Here is a 26,548-nt window from a genome sequence, read left to right as displayed (position 1 = left end):
GCGGGGTGAAACGTCGTCCGTTCGCCGCGATCAATGGAAATCGTGGCTCCTGATCGGGATGACGTCTTCCGCCCGGTCGCGGAAGTGATAGTCGGAGCGGGGGGCGGGGCGCCATTGCTTGTCCTTGTAGCCCTTGTCGCCGCGATCGGGGGCGCCGGGATGCGTCGCGCCGTCGCCGCGCGCGACCAGGCGGGGGAGGTCGATCTCCCCCACCTCGCGCAGCATGTCCGTCAGGTCGGTGACGCGATCGACGATGACGTGGATCACCGCGCCTTCCTTCTGCACCTGCCCCTTCAGGCTGACCATCGCGGCGGACATGACGGTGCGGCGCTGCGCCTCGAACCGGTCGGGCCACAGGATGCCGTTGGCGACGCCGGTTTCGTCCTCGATGGTGATGAACAATACGCCCTTGGCCGAACCGGGGCGCTGGCGCACCAGGATGATCCCGGCGACCTCCACCCATTTGCCGTCGTGCGCGGCCAGATCGGCGCACCGCACGATCCGCCGTTCCGACAGCCCGGCGCGAAGGAACGACAGGGGATGCGCGCGCAGCGACAATTGCGTGGCGCGATAATCCTCCACCACCTCGCGCCCACCGGTCAACCGCGCGAGCGTCACCGGCTCCTCGCGCCGTTCGACCGCGGCGAGCAGCGGCAGCGGCGCCTCGCCCAGCCCGCGGATCGCCCATAGCGCCTGCCGCCGGTCCAGCCCCAGCGCGTGGAAGGCATCGGCGCGCGCCAGCTTCTCCAGCGTGGCGAGCGGCACGCCGGAGCGGCGCCAGATATCCTCCACCGAGGTGAAGCGCGCCCGCGCCCGCGCGGTCAGGATCCGTCCCGCATCCGCCCCCGACAGGCCGGTGACGATACGCAGCCCCAGTCGTAGCGGGTGGCGACCGTCCGCGCCCCGTTCCTCATCGACCAGCGACGTATCCCATTCGCTGGCCAATACGCAGACCGGATGGATCACCACGCCATGTTCGCGCGCGTCGCGCACGATCTGCGCCGGGGCGTAGAAGCCCATCGGCTGGGCGTTGAGCAGCGCCGCGCAGAACACGTCGGGATGGTGGCATTTCATCCATGACGAGGCATAGGCGATCTTCGCGAAGCTGGCGGCGTGGCTTTCGGGAAAGCCGTAGCTGCCGAACCCCTCGATCTGCTGTACCAGCCGTTCGGCGAACGTCTCCGATATGTCGTTGGCGCGCATCCCGGCGATCAGCCGCTCGCGGAACGGCGTGACGCCGCCGGTCAGCTTGAACGTCGCCATCGCGCGGCGCAGCTGGTCCGCCTCTCCGGGGGTGAAGCCCGCACCCAGCACAGCGACCTGCATCGCCTGTTCCTGGAACAGCGGCACGCCCAGCGTCTTCTGCAACACCGTGCGCAGCTTTTCGCTGGGATATTCCACCGCCTCCTTGCCCTCGCGCCGTTTCAGATAGGGGTGGACCATGTTGCCCTGGATCGGGCCGGGGCGGACGATCGCGACCTGGATCGCGATGTCGTAGAATTCGCGCGGCTTCATCCGCGGCAACATGCTCATCTGCGCGCGGCTCTCGATCTGGAACACGCCCAATGTGTCGGCGCGCTGCATCATCGCATAGGTGGCCGGGTCGTCCTCCTGCATCACCGGGCTGGCCATCGTCATGCGGACGCCCTTGTGCGCTTCCAGCAGATCGAACGCGCGGCGCATGCAGCCCAGCATCCCCAGGCCCAGGATATCGACCTTCATGAAGCCCAGCTGCTCGATATCGTCCTTTTCCCATTCGATGACGTGTCGCTGCTCCATCGCGGCCGGTTCGATGGGCACGAGGTCGTGGAGCGGCGCGCGGGTCAGCACGAAGCCGCCGGGGTGCTGCGACAGATGGCGCGGGGTGCCGATCAGCTCGCGCGCCAGTTCGAGCGCGAGCGCAAGGCGCGGTTCGCCGGCGTCGAGGTTGAGCGCGGCGACATGCTCGGTCGGCACGCCCTCGTTCGACCAGCCCCATACCTGGCTGGCGAGCGCGCCGGTCATGTCCTCCGGCAGGCCCAGCGCCTTGCCCACCTCGCGGATCGCGCCGCGGGTGCGGAACCGGCTGACCACCGCGGTCAGCGCGGCATGATCGCGGCCGTAATGGTCGTAGATGAACTGGATCACCTCCTCGCGCCGTTCATGCTCGAAATCGACGTCGATATCGGGCGGCTCGCGCCGCTCCTCCGATACGAAGCGTTCGAACAGCAGCTGGTGCTTGACCGGGTCGATCGAGGTGATGCCCAGCGCGAAGCAGATCACCGAATTGGCCGCCGATCCGCGGCCCTGGCACAATATCTCCTGGCTGCGCGCGAACTGCACGATCGAGTTCACGGTCAGGAAATAGGGGGCATAATCCATCTTCGCGACCAGCCGCAGCTCGTGGTTCAACATGTCGACATAGGCCGCCGGCGGATGCGCGCCGAACCGCTGGCGCAGGCCGTTCCACGCCAGCGCCGCCAGCGCGTCCTGCGCGGTTTTGCCGGGGATCACCTCCTCGTCCGGGTAATGATAGGTCAGGTCGCGCAGCGAGAAGGTGCAGCGTTCGACGATCGCCTCCACCGCCGCCAGCGCATCGGGATGGTGACGGAACAGCCGCGCCATGTCGGCGGGCGGCTTCAGGTGGCGGTCGGCATGCCGCTCGCGGCGCAGGCCCAGGTCGTCGATCGTGCATTTCTCGCGGATCGCGGTGACGACGTCCTGCAATCGCCGCCGGTCGGGATGATGATAGAGGACATCGCCGGTAGCGAGCGGGACAAGGCCGTGCGCGCGCGCCGCCAGCGCCGTTTCGTGCAGGCGCAGCGCCTCCCCCGGGCGGCGGCGGTGCGTCAGGCAAACGTGCCCGCGATCGGGGAACAGCTCCGCCATCCAGCGTAGCGCGCGCACATCATCTTCCCCCGGTACCAGCGCGGCGACGAGGCCATCGGCATGCGCGGCGACATCGTCCCAGTGGAGGAAGCAGCGCCCCTTTTCGCCGTGCTGCGCATCCGCGCGGTTCTTGCCCAGCGACAACAGCCGCGTCAGCCGGCTCCATGCCGCCGCGTCCTGTGGCCAGACCAGCAGCGACGTGCCGTCGACCAGATCGAGCCGGCAGCCGGGCAGCGCGCGCACCGCGCCGCCGCCGTCCCGGGCCACCTGTTCGCTGGCGTAGAGCGCGCGGACGACGCCGGCCACCGAATTGCGGTCGACGATCCCCAGCGCGGGCATCCCCATCAGCGCGGCGGTGGCGAACAGCTCCTCGCACGACGACGCGCCGCGCAGGAAGGAATAATGGGTGGTGACCTGCAGTTCGCTGTACGTCACTGGCGGCCCCGGCGCGAAACGACTATATCGAATGGTCGGTTGGAGGCGCGCATGGGCAAGATCGTCGGCATCACCGAGTTCAAGGCGAAGTGCATCGCGCTGCTCAACGAAATGGAGCGCAGCGGCGAACCGCTGACGATCACGAGGCGCGGGAAACCGTCGCTGACGTTGACCGCGAAGGGGGCCGGGCAGGGCGCGGCGCAAGCCCCGCTGGCGTCGGCGTTCGGGATGTTGCGCCATCCGCAATATCGCTTCGACGATCCCTTCAGTCCGGCGGCGGAACCGGAGGAGTGGGACGCGAACAATCCGGAAGGATTGTACCGGTCGCGATGATCGTCCTCGATACGCACGTTTTGGTGTGGCTGGTCCAGGGCGACCGGCGGCTCGGCGCGACGGCAAGGGCCATCATCGAGGAATCCCGCAGTGTCGACGGCCTGTACATTCCCGCCATCGTCCCATGGGAAATCGCGATGCTGGTCGACAAGGATCGCGTGTCGCTGGGCCTGCCTGTCGACGCCTGGTTCGGCGCGATTCTGGGCAGCCCGGGCTTTCGGATGGCGCCGCTGGAGGTCGCAATGGCGATCGATGCCGGGCTGCTGCCGGGTAGCCTTCATGGTGATCCCGGCGACAGGATCGTCATCGCCACGGCACGCGGCCTGCACCTGCCGATCCTGAGCGCCGACGAGAAGATCCTCGCCTATGCCGCCGCCGGGCATGTCGGTGCGGTCGACGCGCGGCGTTAGCCGAAGGTGCCGTGCATGTACCATGACAGGTCGCCCGTTTCGATGCGTTCGGCGTCGCCGCGGCGGAACAGCCAGAAGCGGTGGCCGTCTTCGTCCTCCACCTGGTAATAGTCGCGCACTGCGTCGCGTTCGGCGGCGCGGCGCCACCATTCGCCGTTGATCCGTTCCGGCCCGTCGCCGCGCACGATGCGATGCGTCATGCCGCGCCAGGTGAAGCGGCGCGGCGGCTGGTCGGGCAAGCCGGCGATGACATTGTCGACCGGTTCGGGCCGGCGCAGCAGGCGCGCGGGGCGCGGCCAGCGCGGATGCCAGGGGTGGTCGCGCCCACGCCGGTCGAGCCGGCGCACATCGTCGCGCGCCGGTGCGCTTGCCGCGCGCGTGGCCAGGTCGAGCGGCGCGGCGGTCCCCACCGACCGTTCGGGCACGTCGCTTTCCACCGCGCGCACGCGCCATAGCCGGCGCGCGCCGATGCGGTTGACGATCGCATCGACCAGCGGCGCCAGATCGGGGCGATCGCCCGCCGCCAGATCGCCGTCGAACGCCTGCGCGCCCAGCGGATCGGCGCGCTGGACGTGGAGCGCCAGCGTCTCGATCCCGAAACCGGGATCGAGCCGGTCGATCCGGCGCACCAGCAGCCGCAGCAGATGGTCGGGCGCGCGGGTCGGGCGCGCCAGTCCGACGCGGACCAGCTGCACCGCGGCATCGACGCGCGTCGCCGCCAGCACCACCGATCGCGCGCCGCGACCGGCGCGCGCCAGTTCGTCGCACAGCCGCGCGACCAGCCGGGCGATCCAGTGCGCGATCGGCTCGGCGGTCAGCAGTGGTTCGGCGAAGCGTTGCTCCACGACGATCGCGGTGGGGGGCACGACCGGGGCCAGCGGCTCGGCGACGCGCCCGCTCGCCTGGTCGAGCCGGTCGGCCACCTGCCGCCCGAAGCGGCGCACCAGCGGCGCGCGCGGCAGCGCCGCCAATTGCCCGACCGTCTCCACCCCCAGCCGCCGCAGCAATTCGAGTGCATGGTCCTCCACGCGCAGCGCGGCGGCGGGCAGCGGCGCGATCGCCGCCATCGTCTCGCCGGGCGGCAGGATCGTCACCCCGCCGGCGCCGGGCCGCGCGTGATGCGCGCAGGCCCAGGCGGCGCCGGTCGTGTCGGCCACGGCGATCCGCGCGGCGATGCCCAGCCGTGCCAGCAGCCGGACGATCCGCCGCGCCATCCGCGCTTCCCCGCCGTGCAGATGCGCGACGCCGGTCATGTCGAGGAACAGCGACTGCGCATCTGCGACCGCCACCACCGGGGTCCAGCGCCGCGCCAGCGCGACCGCCAGCCGGTGGAGGTCGCGTGCGTCGCCGTCGGGATCGGCATCGCGCACCACCACGTCCGGCGTGGCGGCGCGCACCTGCGTCAGCGCCATGCCCGGCGCGATCCCCAGCGCGCGCGCCGCGGGGGAGGCGGCGGCGATCTCCACCCGGCTGCCGATCTTGTGCACGGTGACGAGCGGCGCGGCGCCATCGCCGGCCGCGTGCGGCGCGGGGACGTGGTCGGGCGGGCAGACCCGCGCGACCGTATCGGCGGTGCTGCGCCCGGTGTCGAAGAAGGCGGCGACCTCCTTCACCGTCGCCCCGGCGTCGTTCGAGCCGCAGCGGCGCTCCTTGGCGGCGAGCTTGTCGGGATGCGGGCCGTCGCCGGGGTAGCGGATCGCCGGCATCGCGCGCCAGGCGGCGAGGGGGATGTTGGTCGCCCCGGCGCAGGCCGGGGTCTCTGCGTGGCGGGCGCCGTCCTCTTGCCGCGAAAGATCCCGGCCTTCGCCGGGATGACGAAGGTGGGAGCGGGGGCCGGGCAGCGGATCGGGCGCCGGCGTGCGCATCCCCTGGCCGGCAGCGCGCACCGGCACCCCGGCTGGCTCGGGCCAGCCGCTTGCCTTGCCCCCGTCGTCGCCGGGCAGCCGCTTGTACGGATGGTCGGCGGCTTCGCTGCGGCGGCCCATCTCGCGCATCGGCGGGCGCTGGTGCGCTGGCAAGGCGGCGATGCGGCGCGCGACGTCGGCGCGGGTTTCGCCGCCCCACACGCCGCTTTCCTCCCGCGCCCATTTCGCGCCGGGACGCCAGCCGCTGTTGCGCGGCGCGTCGCATTGCTTGCCGCCCTGTTCGGCATCGCTCGCCGCCTTGATCGCGGCCCAGTCCGGCACCGGCACGCCGAGTGCCACGCGCTCAGGCGGCGGCGCGAGCGACGGCTCCGCCCGCCGCAGCCGGTCGATCGACCAGTCGGGCAGGTAGAGCGATGCGACCCGTTTCATCGCATGCCTCCACAATCAGGTGAAAAGGTTCGCCGCCGCGTTGCCGCGCCAGCGCGACGTCCCAGCGCGCGCGCCCGATCCCGGCGACCGGCAAGGGCGCGGACGGGGCCGAGGCGATGCGCCAGCGGGTGACCGCGGCGGACGGGACGGCGAAGGGATCGGCATCCTCACGCGCGTGCCGCTTCATCAGCAGCGCGATCGTCCGCCCGCCCTCGGCCGCCAGTTGCAGCCGGCGGGTCGAGGCCATCGCGGCGCGGCGCGTCTCGCCGATTACCGCGCCCAGCGCGCGGTGGCGCAACCCTTCCTCCATCAGCGCCAGCACCTCGGCATCGTCGGCCGCCTCGGCATAGAGGACGCGCTCGGGCGAGAGGCCCGACTGGTAGAGGCCGGGGGCGAACAGGTCGCGGCGGCGCACCACCCACAGTACCGGCCCCCAGGCGCGCGCAGCGATCCCGGCCAGGAACAGCGTGGCGGAGGCATCGTCGCCCATCCCCGGAGTGGCGGCGGCGACCTCGTGCAGCGCATCCAGCCGCAACCCGCCGTCCGCGAGCCGCGAATCGATCGCCTCGGCACCGAACGGCAGCACCGGGCGGCGGCGATGGCCGTCGCCTTCGATGGCGCGGAGCGTGGCGCGCAGGGATTCAAGGACGCTCGGACAGGTCACGGGTGGCACGACTCCCAAGGGGGACAATCGTTCCTATTTTGTTCTCTCAATCCGAGTCGAGTCAATCCGCTGATGCGATGAAGTTTTCGGACGCGCGATGGCGCCTCCGCGGCATTTCCTGTCGCCAAAAGGCCACGCGACCCTCTTTCGCTTCGCGTGAAATATAATTACAAGCAAATGATACTAGTGGTCGCACGCCCGGCGGGGTGGCGATGCCCGAGGAGAGTGACGTGGTTGACGCGCTGAGCAACCTGAAGCCGTTGTCGCTGCACGTGCCGGAACCGAAGTTCCGCCCGGGCGATGCGGTGGACTTCGCGGAGGTCGCGGTGCCCGCCGCCGGATCGGTGCGCCGCCCCGACACGCTGGCTCCGGCGCAGGACTTCACCGACCTGGCCTATACGATGGTGCGCGTGCTGGACGAGGACGCGCAGGCCGTCGGCCCGTGGAACCCGCAGCTGTCGCCCGATCGCCTGCGCCGGATGCTGCGCGACATGGCGATGGTGCGCGCGTTCGACGAACGGATGTTCCGCGCGCAGCGGCAGGGCAAGACCAGCTTCTACATGAAGTCGCTGGGCGAGGAGGCGGTGGCCGTCGCCGCCGCGCACGCGCTGGACGACGAGGACATGTGCTTCCCGTCGTATCGCCAGCAGGGGCTGCTGATCGCGCGCGGCTGCCCGCTGGTCGACATGATGAACCAGATCTATTCGAACACCGGCGACAAGCTGCAGGGCAAGCAGCTGCCGATCATGTATTCGGAAAAGCGCTTCGGCTTCTTCTCGATCTCCGGCAACCTGACGACGCAATATCCGCAGGCAGTCGGCTGGGCGATGGCGAGTGCGTCGAAGGGCGATACGCGGATCGCCGCGACGTGGTGCGGGGAAGGTTCGACGGCGGAGGGCGACTTCCATTCCGCGCTGACCTTCGCCACCGTCTACCGCGCGCCGGTGATCTTCAACGTCGTCAACAATCAGTGGGCGATCAGCAGCTTCTCGGGCTTTGCGGGGGCGGAGGCGACGACCTTCGCCGCGCGCGCGATCGGCTACGGGATCGCCGGGCTGCGCGTGGACGGCAACGACGCGCTGGCGGTCTATGCCGCGACCGCCTGGGCCGCGGAGCGCGCGCGCACCAATGCCGGGCCGACGCTGATCGAGCATTTCACCTATCGCGCGGAAGGCCATTCGACCTCGGACGACCCGACGCAATATCGCTCCGCTGGGGAACCGACCGCCTGGCCGCTCGGCGACCCGATCCGGCGGCTGAAGGATCACCTGATCGCGATCGGCGAATGGGACGAGGACCGCCAGGCGGCGATGGACCGCGAGGTCGCGGAGGCGGTGAAGACCGCGCAGAAGGACGCCGAGAAGAACGGCATCCTGGGCCACGGCCTGCACCAGCCGCTCGACACGCTGTTCGACGGCGTGTTCGAGGAGATGCCCTGGCACCTGCGCGAACAGCGCCAGCAGATGCTGGACGAGGAAACCGCGAGCGGCCGGCCATGGGCGCGCAAGTGACGATGGCATCCGTCACCCCAGCGAAGGCTGGGGTCTCGCGCCGCAAGGGCGCGCTTCGTAACAGGGAGATCCCAGCTTTCGCTGGGATGACGTTGCTTTGACCGACACGATCGAACAGCCGGTGGACGACACCACCACCCGCATGAACATGATCCAGGCGATCAACTCCGCGATGGACGTGACCATGGCGCGCGACCCGTCGATCGTCGTCATGGGGGAGGACGTCGGCTATTTCGGCGGCGTCTTCCGCGCGACCGCGGGGTTGCAGAAGAAATACGGCAAGACCCGCGTGTTCGACACGCCGATCACCGAATGCGGGATCATCGGCGTCGCGGTCGGCATGGGCGCCTATGGCCTGCGCCCGGTGCCGGAAATCCAGTTCGCCGACTACATCTACCCCGCGCTCGACCAGCTGGTCAGTGAGGCGGCGCGGCTGCGCTATCGGTCGGGGGGCGAGTTCACCGCGCCGCTGACGGTGCGATCGCCGTTCGGCGGCGGCATCTTCGGCGGGCAGACGCATTCGCAGTCGCCGGAGGGCATCTTCACCCACGTCTCCGGCGTGAAGACCGTGATCCCCTCGACGCCGTACGACGCCAAGGGGCTGCTGATCGCCGCGATCGAGGACAATGATCCGGTGATCTTCTTCGAACCCAAGCGCATCTACAACGGCCCGTTCAACGGCCATTGGGACCGGCCGGCGGAAAACTGGTCGAAGCATCCCGGCGGCGCGGTGCCGGAGGGCTATTACAAGATCCCGCTGGGCAAGGCGAACGTGGTCCGCGAAGGCGAGGCGGTGACGATGCTCGCCTACGGCACGATGGTGCATGTCTGCGCGCAGGTCGTCGCCGACACCGGGGTGGACGCCGAGATCGTCGACCTGCGCACGCTCGTGCCCCTCGACATCGAGACGATCGAGGCGAGCGTGAAGAAGACCGGGCGCTGCATGATCGTGCATGAGGCGACGCGCACCAGCGGCTTCGGCGCGGAACTGGCGGCGTTGGTGCAGGAGCGGTGCTTCTATCACCTGGAGGCGCCGGTGGAGCGCGTCACCGGGTTCGACACGCCCTATCCGCACAGCCTGGAATGGGCCTATTTCCCCGGACCGGTGCGGATCGGCCAGGCGCTCAAGAAGATTCTGAAGGACTAAGGCAGATGGCGCGTTTCACCTTCAAGCTGCCCGACATCGGCGAGGGCATTTCCGAGGCGGAGATCGTCGCCTGGCACGTCAAGGTCGGCGACCGGGTCGAGGAAGACCAGAGCCTGGCCGACATGATGACCGACAAGGCGACGGTCGAGATGGAATCGCCGGTCGCGGGCGTGGTGGTAGAGATTGCGGGCGAGGTCGGCGATCAGGTGTCGATCGGCGCGCCGCTGGTGGTGATCGAGACGGAGGGTGAGGGCGAGGCGCCTGCCACCGAGCCGGAAGTGCCGGAGGCGGAAAACCCCGGCGTCGAGGAAGCGCAGCCGCACACCCTCTCGCCTGCGGGGACCGGGTTGGGTGAGGGGCAGGAGCCTCGTGCAGAGGAACCTCTCGCTGAGACACCGGCCCCTCACCCCAGCCCTCTCCCCGATGGGGAGAGGGAGCCGAGTAGCCATACCCCCATCCTCGCCTCCCCTGCCGTGCGCGCCCGTGCGCGCGATCTGGGCGTCGACCTGTCGCAGGTGCGCATCGCCGAGGGCGATCGGATCCGCCATGCCGATCTCGACGCCTATCTGCGCTACAGCGCCGGGCAGGGCTATCACGCCCCCCACGCCAGCCACGCGCGCGCGGACGAGGAGGTGCGCGTCATCGGGATGCGCCGCCGCATCGCCGAGAACATGGCCGCGTCGAAGCGGCACATCCCGCACTTCACCTATGTCGACGAGATCGACGTGACCGAGCTGGAGCGGGTGCGCGCGGACCTGAATGCGAATCGCGGGGTGCGGCCGAAGCTGACCATGCTGCCGCTGCTGATCGTCGCCATCTGTCGCACATTGCCCGATTTTCCGATGCTCAACGCGCGCTACGACGATGAGGCGGGCGTGGTGACGCGGTCGGGGCGGGTGCACCTGGGGATGGCGACGCAGACCGATGCGGGGCTGACCGTCCCCGTCATCCGCGACGCGCAGGACCGCAACGTCTGGCAGCTGGCGACCGAGATCACGCGGCTGGCGGAGGCGGCGCGCGCTGCCAAGCTGAAGCCCGACGAGATGGGGGGCGGGACGATCACCGTCACCTCGCTGGGGCCGCTGGGCGGGATCGCGACCACCCCGGTCATCAACCGCCCCGAAGTGGCGATCATCGGCCCCAACAAGATCGTCGAGCGTCCGGTGTTTGTCGGCGACGATATCGTGCGGGCGAAGCTGATGAACCTGTCGATCAGCTGCGACCATCGCGTCGTCGATGGCTGGGACGCGGCCAGTTACGTCCAGGCGCTGAAGAAGCTGCTGGAGACGCCGGTACTGTTGTTCGCGGACTGATCGCGGTGCATGGGGACGCCCATGCACTTAGACCTGATCCAGTCGCTCAGCCTGTGCGGGACGCCCGGCACGCCCAATGACGATCGCGTCGGCGCCAGCGCGCGCGCCGGCTGGGTGATCGACGGCGCCACCGATCTGGGGCCTCCGGGGCTGCTGGGGGACCAGGGCGGGGCTGCGTGGCTGGCGGCGGCGGCGGATGCGGCGTTCGGTGCGGCGCGCGGGGCGACACTGCGCGACCGCTGTGCGGAGGTGTTCGCGGCGGTGGAGACGCGATACGCGCATGAGCGGCGCCGCGATCCGGTGGCGGCGTGGGAGCTGCCGAGCGCCGCCTTCGCCGCGGTACAGCTGACGAACGGACGGCTGGAAGCGGCCTGGGCAGCGGACTGCGCGATCCTGTGGCGCGGGGTCGCGGGAACGCAATGGGTCACGCCGACCCCCGATCGTGCGCGGGAAAGCGCGGATGCGGCGGCACTTGGGGACGGGGTGGGCGCGACCAAATTGCGCGATCCCGCCGTACTGGAGGACCGCAGGATCGCGCGGTCGCGTGCAGGACGGCGCGTGCTGAGCGTGGCGGCCGGGGCGTCGTTTTCGTCGATCAGCACGGCCGATGCGGCGATTGCGGGCGGCGACGACGTGCTGCTGATGAGCGACGGGTTCGCGGCGCTGGTCGATGCCTATGGCGCCTATGACGGCGCGGAGCTGTTCGCCGCAGTCGCCGAGCGCGGGCTGGCGGCGCTGGCGGTGGAACTGCGCACGATCGAGCGCGACGATGCCGCCTGCCGCCGCTTTCCCCGGTTCAAGGCGAGCGACGACGCGACGGCATTGTGGCTGCGGGTCGCGGGCTAGACGCGGCGGCCCGAAAACAGCTGGATCAGGCCAACAACCAGCGCGACGACCAGCAGGATGTGGATCAGCCCACCCGCCACATGGAAGCCGAACCCCAGCAGCCAGAGTACCAGCAGGATCGCAACGATCGTCCACAACATGGCATCACCCTTCCTGATTTTGTGATGCTGGCGAAACGAGGCGGTGGCGCGGGGTGTTCCGCGGTCGGACATGTTTCGACACAATCTGCATCAGGCATGGGCGGGCGGTGCCGCTCGATTCGATTGAGAGCGCCGCCCGGCGTGCACGCGAAACCCCTACAAAATTCCTATACGTAATGCCGGACTACGTCATGCCGGACTTGTTCCGGCATCCACCGCGCCGCCAACGCTAAAGGTAGTGATTTTCTCGCGATAATGGAGACGTGGACCGGCACGCCGTGCGGCAGTCGATGATACTGATTTTGCGCGGGTAGAGTCGAAACGCCCATCGGCGCGCACCAAGGCCGACGTGTATGCGGGCCGGTGGATGCCGGAACAAGTCCGGCATGACGGGGGGCGGCGACGGCGGCCGGTGCTGCCGATACCGCCTCAGCGGTCGCGATCGTCCGAAGCCCGCGCCGCCGCTCGGTCGGCCTCCAGATCCTCGCCGTCATGGCCGCCGCCCGCGGCGGCGCCGCTGCCGTGGACCGCGCCGGTGGCGGGGTCGAAGGAAGCGCGGCGGCCGTTGTCGGGGCCGGTGCCGTCCCCGGGCCGTGCAGCGACCGTGCCTGACGGGGCGAGCCGGCCCAGCGTCTCTTCCTCGGCAAGGGTATAGCCCTGGCCGGTCTTGCCGGTGTCCTTGTCGAAGGCGGGGCGGCGGCGGTGCTGGGGGTCGACGGGCTGAGTCATGCGGGGTTCAACGATCCACACGCCGCGTTGCTCCGATGGTTACGGCTGCTTCCCCGTATCCGCGCCACGCTCCGCCGCGAGGGCCATGGCGCGCGCCGTCCCGGTCGCGGGCTTCACCTTCGTATCGTCGCGCCCGGCGGTGATGAACAGCACTGCGGCGATCAGCACCGCGATCAGGATCAGCGCGGGCAGTCCCGAATAGCTGCGCACGCTGCGCTGCGACCGGTCGTCGGACATGTCATGGGGCATGGGAAGCTCCGTTTCGAGGATGAATCCCGCGTCCAATGACGGAGCCGGCGCGGCCGTTCCCGTTGATATGGATTACATTTTGTGGCTGCGACGCCCGGCCGCAGCGGTCGCGACGGTCAGGCGGCGGCGACGTAGCGGTCGGCCAGCGCCAGAGCGGCTTCGGCCTGGTCGAGCGCGCGCGGATCGTCCACGTCGAGCCACCAGTGATCGCCGGTGTCGATCACGCGCGCCTGGCCGGTCGCCGCCAGCGCCTCCACCCCGGCGGAGATCGACCCCGCCCCGCCGGCCGCGATCGAGGCGCGCAACGCGTCATGGAAGCGCGCATCGACCGAGAACACGCCGGTGTCGAAGGCGTCATAGTCGGGCAGGTGCTTTCCGATCGCGACGATACGGGTCGGATCGGTCGGGTCGGTGCGCACGCGCGTCACGTCGTCCAGGTCGACCAGCGGATTGTCGAGCCGCCGGTCGACGCCCAGCACCAGACCGGCGTCGGGCGCGCCCGCGACGGTCGCGATCAATGCGGGATCGACGAGGTGATCGGCCATCATCAGCAGGTGCCGCCGCGCACCGATCGCATCGGCGCCGGTCAGCACCGAATGGCCGTTGGGCAGGTTCCAGTCGGCGGTCCGCACGCACGTGATCGGCAGCGCCAGCCGGGCGGCGGCGGTGGTCAGGAACGCCTCCACCGCATCGCCTTCATGCCCGGTCACGACGGTAAAGGCAGTCGCGCCCCCGTCATGCGCCGCGCGGATCACCCGTTCGATCAACGGCACGCCGTTGACCGGGGTGAGCGGCTTCGACGGCGACACCGCGCGCAGCCGGCTGCCGAAGCCGGCCGCGACGATCAGTGCGTGCATGAACGCTTACTCGGCGGCGAGGCGCGCGTCGGCGTTGATGAATTCGTCGGTCAGCTGCGCCGCGACGTCATCGGTGACCTGCTGCGGCGGGTGCTTGCAGAAATAGGCCGACGGGCCGTTGAGCGCGCCGGACACGCCGCGCTCCAGCCCCAGCTTCACGCAGCGGATCGCATCGACGACGCAGGCCGCCGAATTCGGGCTGTCCTCGACCGACAGGCGCAGTTCCAGGTTCATCGGCACGTCGCCGAACTGGTTGCCCTCCAGCCGCAGGAAACACAGCTTATTGTCGTGCAGCCACGGGATGTAGTCGGACGGGCCGACGTGGATATTCTCGTCCGCCAGCCGCTCGGCGATCACCGCCTGTACCGCCTCGGTCTTCGATTCCTTCTTGCTCGAGAGGCGATTGCGGTCGAGCATGTTCATGAAATCGGTGTTGCCGCCGGTGTTCAGCTGGTAGGTGTGGTCGATCGTCACGCCGCGCTGGCCGAACAGGTTCGACAGCACGCGGTGGACGATGGTGGCGCCGACCTGCGCCTTGATGTCGTCGCCGACGATCGGCAGGCCGGCATCGGCGAACCGCTTTTCCCATTCCGGCTTCGACGCGATGAACACCGGCATGCAGTTGACGACGCCGACGCCCGCCTCGAGCGCGCATTCCATGTAGAATTCGGTCGCTTCCTGGCTGCCGACCGGCAGGAAGTTGACCAGCACTTCCGCGCCCGACGCCTTCAGCTCGGCGATGATGTCCGCCTTCGACGCATCGCGCGTGTCGTCGACCTCGAACCCGCGATCGTTCGCCGCGGTCAGCATGTGCGGGGCGACGCCGTCCAGCTTCGCGCCCATCTTCACGATGGTGCCGGTGGCGGGCACGTCGGCGTGGAACACCTTGGTGCAGTTCGGCTTGGCGAAGATCGCCTCGCCCAGGTCCAGCCCGACCTTGCGCGAATCGACGTCGAACGCGGCGACGAAGTCGATGTCGCCGACCTTGTACCCGCCGATATCCTCATGGATCAGCCCGGCGCCGGTGTTGCTGCCGGCATAGTGATACTTCCCCTGCACCAGGCTGCTGGCGCAATTGCCAACGCCGATGACCGCAACCTTGATCGTCGCCATGAAACCCCGCTCGCCGGCAGTGCCGGCATTGATACAAATCCGTTGCTGCTAGGTGACAGATACGTGGCAGGTGTCAAGCCAAGCCGCCACCTGATAGGGCGTTCGCGGACAGGATCATTGGGGGATACGTTGGACCGACCCGAACCAAGCAACGCGGGAAAACCGAAGGAGTTGCAGGGCTTTCTCAATCGCACGCTCTATCACCCGCTGGCGCACCGGCTGGCGCGCGCGCTGGTGCCGACGCCGGTGACGCCCAATATGGTGTCGATCGCGGGCGCGGCGATCGTGATGGCGGCGGGCGTCCTTTATGCCGTGGTCGGCACGCCCTGGGCGATCGCGCTGGGGTTCGCGCTGCATCTGTCGTGGCATGTGGTCGACGGCGCGGACGGCGCGCTGGCGCGGATGTCCGGGCGCGCGAGCGCATCGGGGGAGATCGTCGACGGCCTGTGCGATTATGCCGGCCATGCGGTGCTGTACGTGCTGCTGGCGATGCGGCTGGATGACCAGATCGGCGGCTGGGCATGGATATTGGCGGTCGGTGCGGGGCTGAGCCGCGCGGTCCAGTCGGTGTTCGCGGAAAGCGCGCGGCGCACCTATCAATGGTGGGCCTATGGCGTGCCGTGGCTGCAGAACGCGAAGGCGAGCGGTGACGGCATCGGCGTGCGGCTGTCGGCGATCTATCTGTGGGTGTGGGACCGGCTGTCCGGCCCGACGCAGGTGGTCAACACGCTGGTCGCCAGTGCGGAGGCGGACCCGGTCGAGCGCCGGCGGATCGCCGGGATCGCGCAGGCGGCGGGGCGATCGACCCTGCCGGTGGTGGCGATCATCGGGGCCAATCCGCGCACGATCCTGCTGGGGCTGAGCATGATCGCGGGATCGCCGCTGTGGTTCTTCCTGATCGAGTTGGTGGCGCTGAACCTTGTGCTGGCGTTCGCGATCATGCAGGCCGCGGCGAGCGGGCGGCGGATCGCGCGGCTGATCGCGGCAGGAGGGGACTGACGATGGCCGGGCTGTGGTTCGAGGAATTTGCGGTCGGGCAGCGCTTCGTTCATGAAATCCGCCGGACGGTGACCGATGCCGACAACGTGCTGTTCAGCGCGCTGACCCATAACCCCGCCGCGATCCACATCGACCATCATTACGCCGCGACGACCGAATTCGGGCGGCCGCTGATGAATTCGCTGTTCACGCTGGGGCTGGTGATCGGGCTGAGCGTGCAGGACACCACGTTCGGCACCACCGTCGCCAACCTGGGGATGAGCGAGACCAGCTTTCCCAGGCCGGTGTTCGCGGGCGACACGATCCGTGCCGAGACGGAGGTGACGGCGCTGCGCCCGTCCGCCTCGCGCCCCGGGCAGGGGGTGGTGACCTTCGCGCACATCGGGCTGAACCAGCGCGACGAGATCGTGTGCCGCACGCTGCGCGCCGCGCTGATGATGGCGCGGCCGGCTTGACCGGAACCGGGGCGCCGCGCCACGGGTTCGCCCGGGACGGATCAACAGGAGGGTCGGTGATGCTGCGGATGATGATGACGGCGGGCGCGGGACTGGCGGCGATGACGCTGGCGGGCTGCAACGACGAAGGCAAGATGGCGACCGGTACGCCGGTGGCGGGCGGGGCGAGCGCGACCGCGATGCTCGCGACGGCGACGGGCACCCCGGTGGGCCGCGCGACCGCGACCGACGTGGCCGGCGGCGTGCGCTTCACTATCGACGCGATGGGGATGCCGCCGGGCACGCATGGCGCGCACGTCCATATGGTCGGCCGCTGCGACGCGCCCGACTTCGCCAGCGCCGGGGGCCATTGGAACCCGACCGCGATGAAGCATGGCGCGATGAACCCGCAGGGGCCGCATCAGGGCGACCTGCCCAACCTGGTCATCGCCAACGACGGGCGCGGGACGATCGCGGCGACGATCCCCGGCGCGACGCTGGCGGCGCTGATGGACGCGGACGGCGCGGCGATGGTCGTCCACGCCCAGCCCGACGACCTGAAGACCGACCCCAGCGGCAATTCGGGCGGGCGCATCGCCTGCGGCGTATTCCAGCCCAGCTGAACCGTCAGATCGCCTCGCCGGCGGCGCGCGCGCGATCCTCGCGCGTGCGTTCGGCGGCGGGGACGGTGCGATAGGCGATCGCACCTGCCGCCAGCGTGACCGGCGCCGTCACCAGCAGCGACAGCATGCCCGTCGACAGGCTGCCCGTCAGCGTCGACACGCGGCCCGCCAGATACGGCCCCAGCGCCAGCCCCAGCAGCGTCGTGCCGATGAAGAAGGTGGCGGTCGCCGTCCCGCGCATCCGCGGCAGGACCAGATCCTGCGTCGTCGCCGCCGCCGCGCCCAGCCCCCAGCTGGCGAAGAATTGCGCCCCGAACAGCCCGATATACAGGACCACCGGCGTGGAGGCGGTGAACGCCGCGATCAGGAACGGCACCGGCAGCGTCGCGCCCAGCATCACCAGCACCAGTCGCCCGGCGGGGTTGGTGCGGCGCAGCCGGTCGGCGATGATCCCGCCCACCGTCACGCCCAGGAACCCCGACAGCGCGCCCAGCCCGCCCAGCAGCAGCCCCGCCTCCGCCGCCGACACACCCAGATCGCGCATCGCATAGGGCGCGGCCCAGAAACCGGCGGCATAGCTCATGAAGGCATTGAGGCCGTAGCCGACGACGGTGCACAGAAACGCCGGCGTGCCGACGATCAGCGCGAAGGTCGGCGGATCGCGGTGGCGCAGCGCGCTGGCCCAGGAAAAGACCGCATAGACGCCGATCCCCACCGCCAGCCATTGCGGCAGCGGCTCGCCCGCCGCGACCAGCCCGGTGACCGCCGCGGCGACCAGCGCCAGCGCCAGCAGGTTGATCGCCAGCGCGCGCGTGCCGATCCGCGCCGCGCCGATCAGCGTCAGCGGCGGCAGGATCGTCACCAGTTCGTCGAAGAAGGCACGGAACGGCGCGGGGTGGCGCTCCGGCTCCGGCAATCCTTCCACCGCGCCGCGGATCGGCTCGCGCAACGTCGCGACGATCAGCGCCAGGATCACGCCGGGAATGCCCACCGCCAGGAACGCCGCCTGCCACCCCGCCAGCCCGAACGGCCCGCCATCGGGATAGGCGCGGTTCCAGTTCTGGACCACCAGCCCGCCGATGAACAGCGAACAGCCGCCGCCGACGTACAGCCCCGCCGAATAGATCGACAGCGCGGTGGCGCGCAGTTTCTTGGGGAAATAGTCGGAGATCAGCGAATAGGCCGACGGGGAGGCGGTCGCCTCGCCCACACCCACGCCGATCCGCGCGGCGGCCAGATGCGCGCCGGTGCTCGACAGCCCCGACAGCGCCGTCATCGTCGACCACAGCCCCAGCCCGACCGTCATCAGCCGCACGCGATGCCAGCTGTCCGCCAGCCGCCCCAGCGGGATGCCGAACAGCGAATAGAAGACGCCGAAGGCGGTGCCGTAGAGGAAGCCGAGATCCTCGTCCTTCAGCCCCAGGTCGCGCTTGATATCCTCGGCCAGGATCGAAATCACCTGCCGGTCGATGAAGTTGAGGATATAGACGAGGAACAGGATCCCCAGCACGTACCAGGCGTAGCCGCTCGCGCGGGTCTCGCTCGTCGTCGTCATCCGCCTCTCCATCCGTTTTGCCGGCAAGCGTAACAGAGGGCTGGAGCGAGGGAAGGGGAAAAGCGGGTCAGCCCGGCGGGATCAGCCCGGCGCGCGCCGCAGGACCTTCGGTATCCGGGACGGCGGCGGCCGGGGCGGGGGCAACCACCGCCGCGGGCGCGGGCGGGGGGGCAGGCGTCGGGGTGGGCGTGGGCGTAGCGCGCGGATCGCCCAGCTTGACCAGCTCGTTCCGCCGCTGGTCTACCGACTGGTTCAGCAGCGCCTTCATCCCCAGAAAGCTGCAAAGCCCGGCATAGCGCACCACCGCCGAGCGCGCGGTCATGTAATCTGCCGGGAATGCCTCACGATAGGTCTGCTGGCGGTAATCGTCCTGCGCGGCCAGCACCAGCGAGCGGATGCTTTCCAGCTCGGGGCCGACGACGAAGGAATCGTGGTAGTTGCGCCAGGTGGAATCCAGCCCGCCGGTCACCGCGCTGGTGCCGCTGACCACCGCCTTGGGCACCGAGGTGATGAGGCCGAGCACGCTGCCCACCGCGGTGCCGACGTCGTTGGTCAACGCGCGGCCGAACTTGCGCCGTCGCATCGAGGCGTTGGTTTCCCGGAAGAAGCGGTCGCAATAAATGTCGGTCAGCGCGAAGCCGGCGGCGAGGTAGCGTTTGATCTCCGCCGCATCCTGCGGGTCGCGAAAGGTCATGACGGGCCGGACCTTTCCGTCCGTACCGGCACGGCTGCCGGTCTGCTCCAGCGATTCGGCCAGTACCTCGATCAGCGCGTCTTCCGTCTGCGGCGACGGCACCGGCTTTGCCGAGAGGTCGGTCGACAGTGCCGACCCCGATACGCACCCCGTCAGCAACATGGCGCCCGAAGCGGCCAGAAACGTCTTCCTCATTTTCGATCCCCCCGAACCGTTGGCGGGTCGATCCTAGCGCCGCCATACGCAGCGGGGCGCGACGATGGGTCCGCTACGGATCATTCCCCGGGGGCGGGCGTTCGCGCCGGCATGGCGCATCGCAAACCGCATCTTCCCGAAAAGACATGCGCCAGCTGCCACCGGCCATTCGCGTGGCGCAAAAAATGGGCGCGCGACTGGGAACAGGTCAAATATTGCTCCGACCGGTGTCGCGGGGTGGGGGAGCGGCCGCCGCCGTGACGTTTGAGAGATGCGACGCTCAGGCCAGCGGCCAGCGGGCGACTGGTTCGTAGCGCGCGCCATCGGCGGACAGATGGCTTTCGTAGAGGATGAGGTGCGGCAGCGCGAACGCCGGCGTGGCAAGGCCGGCATGCTCGGCCACCCAGCGCGCGATCGCCGCGGGATCGGCGCTGTGGCGGCCGAAGCGCGCCAGCGTGACATGCGGCAGGTAGCGGCGCGGATCGGGCGCGACGCCGGCGCGCCCCAGCGCCTGATCGACCTTGCGGTGGAGCGCGGCGAGCGCCTCTCCGGGCACAACCTTCGCCCACAGGGTATCGACGATGCCGCGCCGGTCGAACGTCCCCACGCCGTCGATCCGCACCACGGGGGCGGGCGCGGCGATATTGGCGAGCGTGGCGGCAACATCCTCCGCCTGGTGCCGGTCGACATCGCCCAGAAAGCGGACGGTCACATGCAGTTGATCGTCATCCTGCCAGCGCGCGCCGGGCAGCGCCTCCATCACCGTGGCCAGCGCGGTGCGGATCGGGGGCGGCGGGCGAAGGGCGACGAACAGGCGGTGCATGAAATCTCTGTAACGAACGGTTGCTGTCGGAGCCGTTTCTTGAAAATCGACGTTCCGCAGGCGATATTCAACGCATCCGGAATGATTGCCGGACGAAGGAGCAAGAAGACAATGGCCAACTGGTCCGATCCCCGGCCCTCCGCCGCCCCGTTTGGCGGAACCGCTTCGGGCACCCGCAGCGAGGCGTTCGACGCCGGCCTGCGGTCGTACATGCTGTCCGTCTACAACTATATGGCGTCGGGCGTGCTTCTGACGGGTATCGTCGCGCTGCTGTTCGCCGTGTCGGGCGCGGCCGCGACGGTGTTCCAGACGCCGCTGCGCTGGGTCATCACGCTGGCGCCGCTGGCGTTCGTGTTCGCGATGAGCTTCGGCCAGGGCAAATTCTCGGCCACCGGGCTGAAGGGGATGTTCTGGGGCTTCGCGGTGGCGATGGGTCTGTCGCTGTCGACGATCTTCCTCGTCTATTCGCCGATCGCGATCGCGCAGGCGTTCTTCGCCACGGCGGCGGGCTTTGGCGCGCTGAGCCTGTACGGCTACACGACGAAGCGTGACCTGTCGGCGTTCGGCACGTTCCTGATCGTCGGCCTGGTTGGCCTGATCGTCGCCAGCCTCATCAACCTGTTCGTCCAGTCCGGCCCGCTCGGCCTGGTGATCTCGCTGGTCGGCGTGCTGCTGTTCGCGGGCCTGACGGCCTATGACACGCAGCGCACGAAGAGCCTGTATTTCCAGGTCGCCGGCTACGGCCCGGAGATGGTCGGCAAGGCCGTGGTGATGTCGGCGCTGAGCCTGTACCTCGACTTCATCAACATGTTCCTGTTCATCCTGCGTCTGTTCGGCGGCAATCGCGACTGATCGTCACGCAGGAGCGTTACAGACCGGAGGCCCGGCGGGTTGACCGCCGGGCCTCCTTCTTTTTGCCGTCCGTTTGCGGAGTATCGCGATGCGCCTGTCGATCGAGGTCCACCTCGACTATACCTTCCCGGAGGCGGCCGACGTGCTGCTGCAGATCGAGGCCGCGGCCGAGCCGACGCAGCGGCTGGAGACGCAATCCCTGCTGATCCGTTCCGATCATCCGATCCGCGCGGTCGCGGGGGAGGAGGGGATCGGGCAACGCTGCTGGGCGCGCGGCGAACAGCGGCTGGTCGCCGATTATCGCGCGGTGGTGGCGATCGACCGCCCACTGGCGTTCCTGCCGGCGCTGCCCGCCACGCCGGTGACCGCGCTGCCCGCGGCGACGATCCCCTATCTGCTGCCGAGCCGCTATTGCGCGTCGGACCGGTTCGAACATTTCGTGCGGCGCACCTTCGCGGGGCTGTCCGGCGGGGTGCTGGCGCAGGCGATGGCCGACTGGGTGTACGACAACCTCGACTATGATTCGGCGGGTAGCGCGCTGGGCGGGGGCGCGCTGGAAACCTTTGCCGAGCGGCGCGGGGTGTGCCGCGATTATGCGCACCTGCTGGTCACGTTGGCGCGCGCGGCGGAGATTCCGGCGCGGTGCGCGGCGGTCTATGCCCCCGGCGTCGATCCGCCCGATTTCCACGCGGTCGCCGAGCTGTGGCTGGACGGGGCATGGCATCTGGTCGACGCCACGCGCATGGCGCGCGGCGACGAGATGGCGCGAATCGCGGTGGGGCGCGATGCCACCGACATCGCGTTCATGACCATCTTCGGCAGCGCGCAGATGGCGCGACAGGACGTGCGCGTCGCCCGACTGGCGGACTGAGCGCAGGAACGCGGTTCTCCCCGGCACGTTGACGCGCCGTAACAATGGAGATGGAAGCCATGAGCGCGAACACGCCGACGAACGGGCAGGGAATCGACGAACGCGCGATCGACAGCCTGTCGGTCGCCCCCGGCGATGCCGGGCAGGATGCGGGGCAAGACAGCCTGGACGAGGCGCTGGACGAATCAATGGACGCCTCCGATCCGCCGGCGGTGACCCAGCCGGGCCGCGGCGAACCCGCGCCGTCGTCCGGGTTCGATGCGGCGGAAGAGGCCGAGCGCCAGCGCGACGCCTGATCCGGCCCACGCCGGCCGATTGCCGACCTTAACCGGGCCGGGCGCGACCGATGTGTCGCGCCCGGCCTCGCTTCGTCGCATCCATGTTGCAGTGCGGCAGATGTCGTGTTCGATTGTGACGGCCGAAAGTCGGAGGCGTTAAGGCTGGTGTTAACCAACTGCGCGCATCCTGCCGACGGTTCGATCACTGGTGGGGCGGGGTTGACGATGGCAAAGAGGATGAAGCCGGCCGAAGGCGCGATGACGCTGGCAGAGATGAAGGAATTCGCGGGGTTCGCCGCGGCGACCCAGCGGTACGTGCGCCGCAGCCTGGATGTCGGGCTGGACCGCGACGATGCGATGATCCGCTGGTCGCGCGACGTGGTGGAGGCCGCGAGCATCCGCGCCCAGGCGCAGCATTACCGCCGGCTCCCCGCGATCCGCGCACTGGTGCCCGACGACAGCGGGCTGGAAAGCGCCGAGCAGATGATGGCGCCGCTGATCACGCTGACCGCGTTCGACCTGGGGCAGGGGCGGCTGACCAGTTTCTCGGCCTACCGCTTCCTGTACGAACGGCTGGTCGGTGCGCAGGTACGGCCGTGGCTGCCGGCGGCCTTCTGCGCAGCGTCGGCGATGCCGCACCTTCACCCCGAATTGCGGCGGACGCTGCTCCAGTCGATCAGCGAGGCGGCGGCGACCGCGTCGGGCTGGTCCTCGCGTCAGCCGGCGTTCTTCCCGTACTGGGTCGAGAAGGTGGACGTCACCGCGCTGCCGCACTGATCGGCGCGACGAACCGCATGGCGACCGCCGCGCCATCGCGCGCGGCGTCGTCGAACACCTCGCGCACGCGCGTCATCTGCGCGACCAGCGCGGCGGAAAGCCGCGCGGCGCCGGCGATTTCCACCACCAATGGCGGGCGGGCGCGGTTCTCCCCCGCGACCAGCCCGTCATAGAGGGCGTCGAGGTTGGCGCCATGCCAGTCGGGTGCGCCCAGCCCGGCCAGCAGGTCGCGCCACAGATCGTCGCGATCGTGCCAGCCGCGCGCATCGAGGCGGATCACCGTCACCGGCACGCACGCCACCCCATCGCGCCGCGGCGCGCCTGGTCGAGGTGGAAGTGATCGCGGTGCGCGGCGTTGTAATCGGGGGACAGCACCGTCGCGAACAGGTCGCACGCGCCGTCGCGCACCTCGCGCAGGAAGGCGGCCTTGGCGGGCGTGCCGTTCCAGTCCCCGGCCAGCGTGATGCGCGTGCCGTCGGACAGGCGGAAGCCGGCGATGTCGATCGCGTTGGCGGTGGCATGCTCGCTCCACGATCCGGCGTCGCGGCCATACATGCGGCGGCACGAATAGCTGCCGAAATGGTCGATGCGCGTGACGCGGGCGCCGAAGTGGCGCTGCGCGGCGGGCGCGACGACATGCCATTCCCACAGCGCCAGCGCCGCCGCCACCGGACAGGCGACGCCCGGCACCGGCGCGGCGAAGGGGATCGTGCCCGCGCCGCCGCGCTCCAGCCGCACCGCATCGTCATAGCCGCAGGTGCCCGCCCCCTCCGGCCGCACCGCGGGCAGCGCGGTGAAGCGCACCCCCGCATCCGACAGCAGCGCGCGGCAGCGCGGCGCATCGTCGCCCAGCGCGGTCAGCTTGCGCCCGGTGAACAGCCCGACCGGTTGCGCCAGATCGAGCCGCGTCCACGGCAGGTCCTGCGGCCGGCCGCGCGCCTGTGCCCAGACCAGCAGCGCGGCGATCGCGACCAGCGCCAGCCCCGCCGTGATGGCGACGACGCGCCGCACCGCGCGGATCAGCCGCGCATGGCGTCGCTCAGCCGCTCTGAGGTGACGGGATAGCCCAGATCGTCGGGAATACAGAGGTGGGGCTCCCCATCGCGCGTTTCGTGCCAGGGCGTCACCACCCGCACCGGCGTGGCGCGCGCATGCGCGGCCGCGTCCTCGAAATGGTCGAACTGCGCCAGCCGCTCAAGGTTGCGGCGCGTGGGAAAGATCACCGCCAGCCGACCGGCATCGGCATCGTCCAGCACCGACCGCGCGCTGGCCCATACCAGCCGGACGTTCTCCGTCGCATCGACGCTGGCCAGCGGCGCATCGGCGGGCAGGCACGCCAGGAAGAACAAGGTGTCGAAGATGCGCATGTTGCGATGCGCCGGCCGCCAGCGGGCGAAGGGCACCAGCTGCTCCAGATCGAGCCGCACGCCGGCATCGGCCAGCACCTCCCCGAACGACGTGCCGGCGTGGAGCGCGGCGCGCATCGAAGCAAGGGTGTCGGGGGAGGGGGCAGGCGACAGGCCGATCGGGATGCCCGCCTCCTCGATCGTTTCGCGGATCGCGGCGATCCGCGCCGCGCCATCATCGCCCGCACCGATGACCTCGGCCAGCAGGTGGTCGCCCGGATCGACGCGCCCGCCGGGAAACACCATCGCCCCGGCGGCAAAGGCCATCGCCTTCGCCCGTTCGACCATCAGCAGTTCGGGCGGGCCGCCATCGGCCGCATCGCGAAAGATGACCAGCGTGGCGGCGGGGATGGCGGGCGGCAGATCGTCGTCGCCGCCATCGGGATCGACCAGATGCTCCGCGCGAAAGCTGCGATCGATCATCGGCCCGTCTCCCTTCCATCCAGCCGGCAGGCAGCGTCCGCACCTGTCCGACGGATTACATCATCGGGCGCGATGCCGCGCAGGGCAACCGCCGATCGCTGGAATGACGCGAAGAAATGGGGGCGGGGTGGTGGAGCCGAGGGGAATCGAACCCCTGACCTCTGCAGTGCGATTGCAGCGCTCTCCCATCTGAGCTACGGCCCCGCCCGGGAGCCCGGCATCGCCGGGAGCGCCGCCCTTAGCGAGGCTTTCGGGGCGATGCAACACACCTTTCGCGACCGCCAGCGCTTTTCGATGCCGACCGGACGACGGAGCGGTGCGACGAGTGCCCGTTGCGCGCCCGCAACGAGAGGAACGAAAGCGGTCCCCGATCCCTTCTGCCAGCATCCCCGCAACGTCGCCATGACGTGCGGGGGCGGTCTGACTACGAGGAGGATGCCATGGGTTACGAACGCTATCCGCGCGGCGACGACAACGGTCGCCGCGATCCGCAGGACTATGGGCGCGACTACGGTTCGGGCCGCGATTACGGCTATTCCAGCGCGCGCGACTATCGCGCGGCGGGCATGATCGGGCGCGACGAGCGCGGGATGCGCGGTCAGCGGGATGACGACCGCTCGCGCGACTATGGGGCGCGTGAATATGGGAACGCCGGATACGGCCGCGGCGGGAACGAGCATAACGATCGCGGATACGGCCAGTCGCGTTACGGGCAGTCCGGTTATGGGCAGTCGAGCTACGGGCGGTCCGAATACGACCAGGGCGGCTATGCCCAGTCGAACTACGGCCAGTCGAACTACGGCCGGTCGGACTACGGCCAGGCGCGCGGCGACCGGGAAAGCGAATATCACGGCAGCTACGCGCATGACGGCCGCCGGTTCGAGGATGTGGGCGCGCGCCGCCACCAGGACGACGACAATTACCGTGATCGCCAGCGCGGCCGCGGCGATTACGGGCGCCAGCCGCAGGGCTATGATTATGACGATCGCGGCTTCCTGGCGCGCGCCGGGGACGAAGTGCGCTCGTGGTTCGGCGATGAAGATGCGGAGCGTCGCCGCGAAATGGATAGCCGCTACGACGAGCGTTATTACAACCAGCAGGACCGGCACGACCGCGACGGCGACTATCATTCGTGGCGTTCGGGCCAGATCGCGTCGTTCGATCGCGATTATGACGAATATCGCCGCGAGAACCGCACCAAGTTCGAGAACGAATTCTCGGCATGGCGCACGCAGCGGCAGACGCAGCGCGATTCGCTCGACCGGGTGAAGGAGCATGACGAAGTGCTCGGGTCGGACGGCAGCCATGTCGGCACGGTCGACAAGGTTCGCGGCGACCGCATCCTGCTGACCAAGAACGATGTTGATGCCGGCGGCCAGCACCATTCGATCCCGTCGCGCTGGATCGACAAGGCCGAGGACGGCAAGGTGACGCTGTCGAAGACCGCGGAGGAGGCCAAGCAACACTGGCGCACCGAAGAGAAGAGCCAGGCGATGTTCAGCTATGGCGACCGCGGCGCGCAGGGTGGCGACCAGGACCGCCAGCGGATGGGGGCGTCCAGCTATGCCGCCACGGGCAAGACCGGTGCGGCCGGGAGCGACGATGCGACCGGCACCACGGGCACCGACGCGTCGGGCGGCACCAACCTCAACCGCAGCTTTTCGGGCACCTACTGACCCGAACGCAAGCTGACGAAGGAAAGGCCCGGG

The 26,548-nt window shown here is 69.7% G+C and carries 29 protein-coding genes and 1 tRNA gene; 15 read left to right on the top strand and 15 right to left on the bottom strand.

Translation table 11 applies throughout. The features are described 5' to 3' along the window. Positions 1-30 precede the first annotated feature (30 nt). Positions 31-3,303 (bottom strand): error-prone DNA polymerase, encoded by a 3,273-nt coding sequence (locus COA07_RS06780; RefSeq protein WP_066711788.1) that lies wholly within the window; start codon positions 3,301-3,303, stop codon positions 31-33. 51 nt (positions 3,304-3,354) lie between these two features. On the opposite strand from COA07_RS06780, the gene COA07_RS06775 reads away from it, so the two are divergent. Together COA07_RS06775 and COA07_RS06770 are read left to right on the top strand one after the other, a co-directional pair. Then, positions 3,355-3,636 (top strand): type II toxin-antitoxin system Phd/YefM family antitoxin, encoded by a 282-nt coding sequence (locus COA07_RS06775; protein ID WP_066711787.1) that lies wholly within the window; start codon positions 3,355-3,357, stop codon positions 3,634-3,636. Next, positions 3,633-4,046, top strand: a complete 414-nt coding sequence (locus COA07_RS06770) for a type II toxin-antitoxin system VapC family toxin (protein ID WP_066711786.1) — start codon at positions 3,633-3,635, stop codon at positions 4,044-4,046. Before COA07_RS06775 ends, COA07_RS06770 begins: the two co-directional genes overlap by 4 nt. Here the strand turns inward: COA07_RS06770 and COA07_RS06765 are convergent. Beyond that, complete coding sequence (locus COA07_RS06765) at positions 4,043-6,340, bottom strand: Y-family DNA polymerase (protein WP_245842047.1); 2,298 nt, start codon at positions 6,338-6,340, stop codon at positions 4,043-4,045. The two genes, COA07_RS06770 and COA07_RS06765, sit on opposite strands and share 4 nt — an antisense overlap. Further along, on the bottom strand, positions 6,255-7,004 hold the full coding sequence (locus tag COA07_RS06760; RefSeq protein ID WP_211280947.1) for an ImuA family protein: 750 nt from the start codon (positions 7,002-7,004) through the stop codon (positions 6,255-6,257). The genes COA07_RS06765 and COA07_RS06760 overlap by 86 nt, the downstream gene beginning before the upstream one ends. Positions 7,005-7,234: 230 nt before the next feature. Between COA07_RS06760 and COA07_RS06755 the strand changes: the two genes are divergently transcribed. The 4 genes from COA07_RS06755 (at position 7,235) to COA07_RS06740 (ending at position 11,821) form a co-directional block, all read left to right on the top strand. Then, on the top strand, positions 7,235-8,515 hold the full coding sequence (locus COA07_RS06755) for a 3-methyl-2-oxobutanoate dehydrogenase (2-methylpropanoyl-transferring) subunit alpha (RefSeq protein WP_245842046.1): 1,281 nt from the start codon (positions 7,235-7,237) through the stop codon (positions 8,513-8,515). A 142-nt stretch (positions 8,516-8,657) separates the two neighbouring features. Continuing rightward, positions 8,658-9,662, top strand: coding sequence for an alpha-ketoacid dehydrogenase subunit beta (locus COA07_RS06750; RefSeq protein WP_066710525.1), 1,005 nt, complete (start codon positions 8,658-8,660; stop codon positions 9,660-9,662). A gap of 5 nt (positions 9,663-9,667) precedes the next feature. Then, complete coding sequence (locus COA07_RS06745; protein WP_066710513.1) at positions 9,668-10,975, top strand: dihydrolipoamide acetyltransferase family protein; 1,308 nt, start codon at positions 9,668-9,670, stop codon at positions 10,973-10,975. 21 nt (positions 10,976-10,996) lie between these two features. After that, entirely contained in the window at positions 10,997-11,821 is an 825-nt protein-coding gene (locus COA07_RS06740; RefSeq protein WP_066710511.1) for a hypothetical protein, read from the top strand. Here COA07_RS06740 and COA07_RS17715 read toward each other — a convergent pair. From COA07_RS17715 to COA07_RS06720, 5 genes are all read right to left on the bottom strand, one after another. Beyond that, on the bottom strand, positions 11,818-11,961 hold the full coding sequence (locus COA07_RS17715) for a lmo0937 family membrane protein (protein WP_141396487.1): 144 nt from the start codon (positions 11,959-11,961) through the stop codon (positions 11,818-11,820). The two genes, COA07_RS06740 and COA07_RS17715, sit on opposite strands and share 4 nt — an antisense overlap. A 429-nt stretch (positions 11,962-12,390) precedes the next feature. After that, positions 12,391-12,690 carry a hypothetical protein gene (locus tag COA07_RS06735; RefSeq protein WP_066710508.1) on the bottom strand — a complete coding sequence of 100 codons (300 nt, stop codon included), beginning with the start codon at positions 12,688-12,690 and terminating at the stop codon, positions 12,391-12,393. A 39-nt stretch (positions 12,691-12,729) separates the two neighbouring features. Beyond that, positions 12,730-12,939 carry a hypothetical protein gene (locus COA07_RS06730; RefSeq protein WP_141396486.1) on the bottom strand — a complete coding sequence of 70 codons (210 nt, stop codon included), beginning with the start codon at positions 12,937-12,939 and terminating at the stop codon, positions 12,730-12,732. A 116-nt stretch (positions 12,940-13,055) separates the two neighbouring features. Beyond that, positions 13,056-13,796, bottom strand: coding sequence for a phosphocholine cytidylyltransferase family protein (locus COA07_RS06725; protein ID WP_066710502.1), 741 nt, complete (start codon positions 13,794-13,796; stop codon positions 13,056-13,058). Positions 13,797-13,802: 6 nt separating this feature from the next. Further along, positions 13,803-14,909, bottom strand: coding sequence for an inositol-3-phosphate synthase (locus COA07_RS06720; RefSeq protein ID WP_066710500.1), 1,107 nt, complete (start codon positions 14,907-14,909; stop codon positions 13,803-13,805). 171 nt (positions 14,910-15,080) lie between these two features. On the opposite strand from COA07_RS06720, the gene COA07_RS06715 reads away from it, so the two are divergent. The 3 genes from COA07_RS06715 to COA07_RS06705 are packed head-to-tail and all read left to right on the top strand — an operon-like array spanning position 15,081 to position 16,965. Continuing rightward, positions 15,081-15,908: a CDP-alcohol phosphatidyltransferase family protein gene (locus tag COA07_RS06715; RefSeq protein WP_066710498.1), complete on the top strand. Its 828-nt coding sequence runs from the start codon at positions 15,081-15,083 to the stop codon at positions 15,906-15,908. 2 nt (positions 15,909-15,910) lie between these two features. After that, positions 15,911-16,363, top strand: a complete 453-nt coding sequence (locus tag COA07_RS06710; protein WP_066710491.1) for a MaoC family dehydratase — start codon at positions 15,911-15,913, stop codon at positions 16,361-16,363. Positions 16,364-16,422: 59 nt separating this feature from the next. Next, complete coding sequence (locus tag COA07_RS06705) at positions 16,423-16,965, top strand: superoxide dismutase family protein (RefSeq protein WP_096640655.1); 543 nt, start codon at positions 16,423-16,425, stop codon at positions 16,963-16,965. Between the two features lie 4 nt (positions 16,966-16,969). Here COA07_RS06705 and COA07_RS06700 read toward each other — a convergent pair whose 3' ends face one another. After that, positions 16,970-18,520, bottom strand: a complete 1,551-nt coding sequence (locus COA07_RS06700) for a spinster family MFS transporter (protein WP_245842045.1) — start codon at positions 18,518-18,520, stop codon at positions 16,970-16,972. 67 nt (positions 18,521-18,587) lie between these two features. Beyond that, positions 18,588-19,409, bottom strand: a complete 822-nt coding sequence (locus COA07_RS06695) for a hypothetical protein (protein ID WP_066711077.1) — start codon at positions 19,407-19,409, stop codon at positions 18,588-18,590. A 111-nt stretch (positions 19,410-19,520) separates the two neighbouring features. On the opposite strand from COA07_RS06695, the gene COA07_RS06690 reads away from it, so the two are divergent. Next, a complete protein-coding gene (locus tag COA07_RS06690; protein WP_083956867.1) occupies positions 19,521-19,670 on the top strand; it encodes a DUF2256 domain-containing protein in 150 nt (49 codons plus the stop codon). A gap of 19 nt (positions 19,671-19,689) precedes the next feature. On the opposite strand, the gene thpR is transcribed toward COA07_RS06690, so the two are convergent. Beyond that, positions 19,690-20,232 (bottom strand): RNA 2',3'-cyclic phosphodiesterase, encoded by a 543-nt coding sequence (gene thpR, locus COA07_RS06685; RefSeq protein WP_066711079.1) that lies wholly within the window; start codon positions 20,230-20,232, stop codon positions 19,690-19,692. Positions 20,233-20,343: 111 nt separating this feature from the next. Between thpR and COA07_RS06680 the strand changes: the two genes are divergently transcribed. The 4 genes from COA07_RS06680 to COA07_RS06665 all read left to right on the top strand — a co-directional run bounded on the left by COA07_RS06680 (position 20,344) and on the right by COA07_RS06665 (position 23,010). Next, a complete protein-coding gene (locus COA07_RS06680) occupies positions 20,344-21,084 on the top strand; it encodes a Bax inhibitor-1/YccA family protein (RefSeq protein WP_066711081.1) in 741 nt (246 codons plus the stop codon). A gap of 88 nt (positions 21,085-21,172) precedes the next feature. Beyond that, positions 21,173-21,955, top strand: coding sequence for a transglutaminase-like domain-containing protein (locus tag COA07_RS06675; protein WP_066711083.1), 783 nt, complete (start codon positions 21,173-21,175; stop codon positions 21,953-21,955). A gap of 59 nt (positions 21,956-22,014) precedes the next feature. Further along, complete coding sequence (locus tag COA07_RS06670; RefSeq protein ID WP_066711095.1) at positions 22,015-22,251, top strand: hypothetical protein; 237 nt, start codon at positions 22,015-22,017, stop codon at positions 22,249-22,251. Between the two features lie 207 nt (positions 22,252-22,458). After that, positions 22,459-23,010: a hypothetical protein gene (locus tag COA07_RS06665; RefSeq protein ID WP_066711085.1), complete on the top strand. Its 552-nt coding sequence runs from the start codon at positions 22,459-22,461 to the stop codon at positions 23,008-23,010. Here COA07_RS06665 and COA07_RS06660 read toward each other — a convergent pair. From COA07_RS06660 to COA07_RS06645, 4 genes are all read right to left on the bottom strand, one after another. Continuing rightward, on the bottom strand, positions 22,991-23,302 hold the full coding sequence (locus tag COA07_RS06660) for a barstar family protein (protein ID WP_169803527.1): 312 nt from the start codon (positions 23,300-23,302) through the stop codon (positions 22,991-22,993). The genes COA07_RS06665 and COA07_RS06660 overlap by 20 nt on opposite strands. Beyond that, positions 23,293-24,021: an extensin-like domain-containing protein gene (locus COA07_RS06655; protein ID WP_066711089.1), complete on the bottom strand. Its 729-nt coding sequence runs from the start codon at positions 24,019-24,021 to the stop codon at positions 23,293-23,295. The genes COA07_RS06660 and COA07_RS06655 overlap by 10 nt, the downstream gene beginning before the upstream one ends. Positions 24,022-24,029: 8 nt before the next feature. Then, a complete protein-coding gene (locus COA07_RS06650; RefSeq protein WP_169803528.1) occupies positions 24,030-24,839 on the bottom strand; it encodes an NUDIX hydrolase in 810 nt (269 codons plus the stop codon). A 128-nt stretch (positions 24,840-24,967) separates the two neighbouring features. Beyond that, positions 24,968-25,043: transfer RNA gene (locus COA07_RS06645), tRNA-Ala, on the bottom strand. Positions 25,044-25,279: 236 nt separating this feature from the next. Here COA07_RS06645 and COA07_RS06640 point away from each other — a divergent pair. Beyond that, entirely contained in the window at positions 25,280-26,515 is a 1,236-nt protein-coding gene (locus COA07_RS06640) for a DUF2171 domain-containing protein (protein ID WP_066711091.1), read from the top strand. Positions 26,516-26,548 lie beyond the last annotated feature (33 nt).

It is taken from the genome of Sphingomonas adhaesiva, from assembly GCF_002374855.1.
Taxonomy (GTDB): Bacteria; Pseudomonadota; Alphaproteobacteria; order Sphingomonadales; family Sphingomonadaceae; genus Sphingomonas; species Sphingomonas adhaesiva.
This window is presented reverse-complemented; position numbering and strand designations above follow the sequence as displayed.

What these genes read in the sequence shown, in the direction of transcription:
- COA07_RS06765 (WP_245842047.1), bottom strand. Translation starts at nt 6,340, where the DNA reads ATGAAACGGGTCGCATCGCTCTACCTGCCCGACTGGTCGATCGACCGG.
- COA07_RS06675 (WP_066711083.1), top strand. Translation starts at nt 21,173, where the DNA reads ATGCGCCTGTCGATCGAGGTCCACCTCGACTATACCTTCCCGGAGGCG.
- COA07_RS06650 (WP_169803528.1), bottom strand. Translation starts at nt 24,839, where the DNA reads ATGATCGATCGCAGCTTTCGCGCGGAGCATCTGGTCGATCCCGATGGC.
- COA07_RS06740 (WP_066710511.1), top strand. Translation starts at nt 10,997, where the DNA reads ATGCACTTAGACCTGATCCAGTCGCTCAGCCTGTGCGGGACGCCCGGC.
- COA07_RS06705 (WP_096640655.1), top strand. Translation starts at nt 16,423, where the DNA reads ATGCTGCGGATGATGATGACGGCGGGCGCGGGACTGGCGGCGATGACG.
- COA07_RS17715 (WP_141396487.1), bottom strand. Translation starts at nt 11,961, where the DNA reads ATGTTGTGGACGATCGTTGCGATCCTGCTGGTACTCTGGCTGCTGGGG.
- COA07_RS06720 (WP_066710500.1), bottom strand. Translation starts at nt 14,909, where the DNA reads ATGGCGACGATCAAGGTTGCGGTCATCGGCGTTGGCAATTGCGCCAGC.
- COA07_RS06775 (WP_066711787.1), top strand. Translation starts at nt 3,355, where the DNA reads ATGGGCAAGATCGTCGGCATCACCGAGTTCAAGGCGAAGTGCATCGCG.
- COA07_RS06730 (WP_141396486.1), bottom strand. Translation starts at nt 12,939, where the DNA reads ATGCCCCATGACATGTCCGACGACCGGTCGCAGCGCAGCGTGCGCAGC.
- COA07_RS06725 (WP_066710502.1), bottom strand. Translation starts at nt 13,796, where the DNA reads ATGCACGCACTGATCGTCGCGGCCGGCTTCGGCAGCCGGCTGCGCGCG.
- COA07_RS06735 (WP_066710508.1), bottom strand. Translation starts at nt 12,690, where the DNA reads ATGACTCAGCCCGTCGACCCCCAGCACCGCCGCCGCCCCGCCTTCGAC.
- COA07_RS06665 (WP_066711085.1), top strand. Translation starts at nt 22,459, where the DNA reads ATGGCAAAGAGGATGAAGCCGGCCGAAGGCGCGATGACGCTGGCAGAG.
- COA07_RS06745 (WP_066710513.1), top strand. Translation starts at nt 9,668, where the DNA reads ATGGCGCGTTTCACCTTCAAGCTGCCCGACATCGGCGAGGGCATTTCC.
- COA07_RS06770 (WP_066711786.1), top strand. Translation starts at nt 3,633, where the DNA reads ATGATCGTCCTCGATACGCACGTTTTGGTGTGGCTGGTCCAGGGCGAC.
- COA07_RS06710 (WP_066710491.1), top strand. Translation starts at nt 15,911, where the DNA reads ATGGCCGGGCTGTGGTTCGAGGAATTTGCGGTCGGGCAGCGCTTCGTT.
- thpR (WP_066711079.1), bottom strand. Translation starts at nt 20,232, where the DNA reads ATGCACCGCCTGTTCGTCGCCCTTCGCCCGCCGCCCCCGATCCGCACC.
- COA07_RS06700 (WP_245842045.1), bottom strand. Translation starts at nt 18,520, where the DNA reads ATGACGACGACGAGCGAGACCCGCGCGAGCGGCTACGCCTGGTACGTG.
- COA07_RS06690 (WP_083956867.1), top strand. Translation starts at nt 19,521, where the DNA reads ATGGCGCATCGCAAACCGCATCTTCCCGAAAAGACATGCGCCAGCTGC.
- COA07_RS06640 (WP_066711091.1), top strand. Translation starts at nt 25,280, where the DNA reads ATGGGTTACGAACGCTATCCGCGCGGCGACGACAACGGTCGCCGCGAT.
- COA07_RS06695 (WP_066711077.1), bottom strand. Translation starts at nt 19,409, where the DNA reads ATGAGGAAGACGTTTCTGGCCGCTTCGGGCGCCATGTTGCTGACGGGG.
- COA07_RS06750 (WP_066710525.1), top strand. Translation starts at nt 8,658, where the DNA reads ATGAACATGATCCAGGCGATCAACTCCGCGATGGACGTGACCATGGCG.
- COA07_RS06670 (WP_066711095.1), top strand. Translation starts at nt 22,015, where the DNA reads ATGAGCGCGAACACGCCGACGAACGGGCAGGGAATCGACGAACGCGCG.
- COA07_RS06680 (WP_066711081.1), top strand. Translation starts at nt 20,344, where the DNA reads ATGGCCAACTGGTCCGATCCCCGGCCCTCCGCCGCCCCGTTTGGCGGA.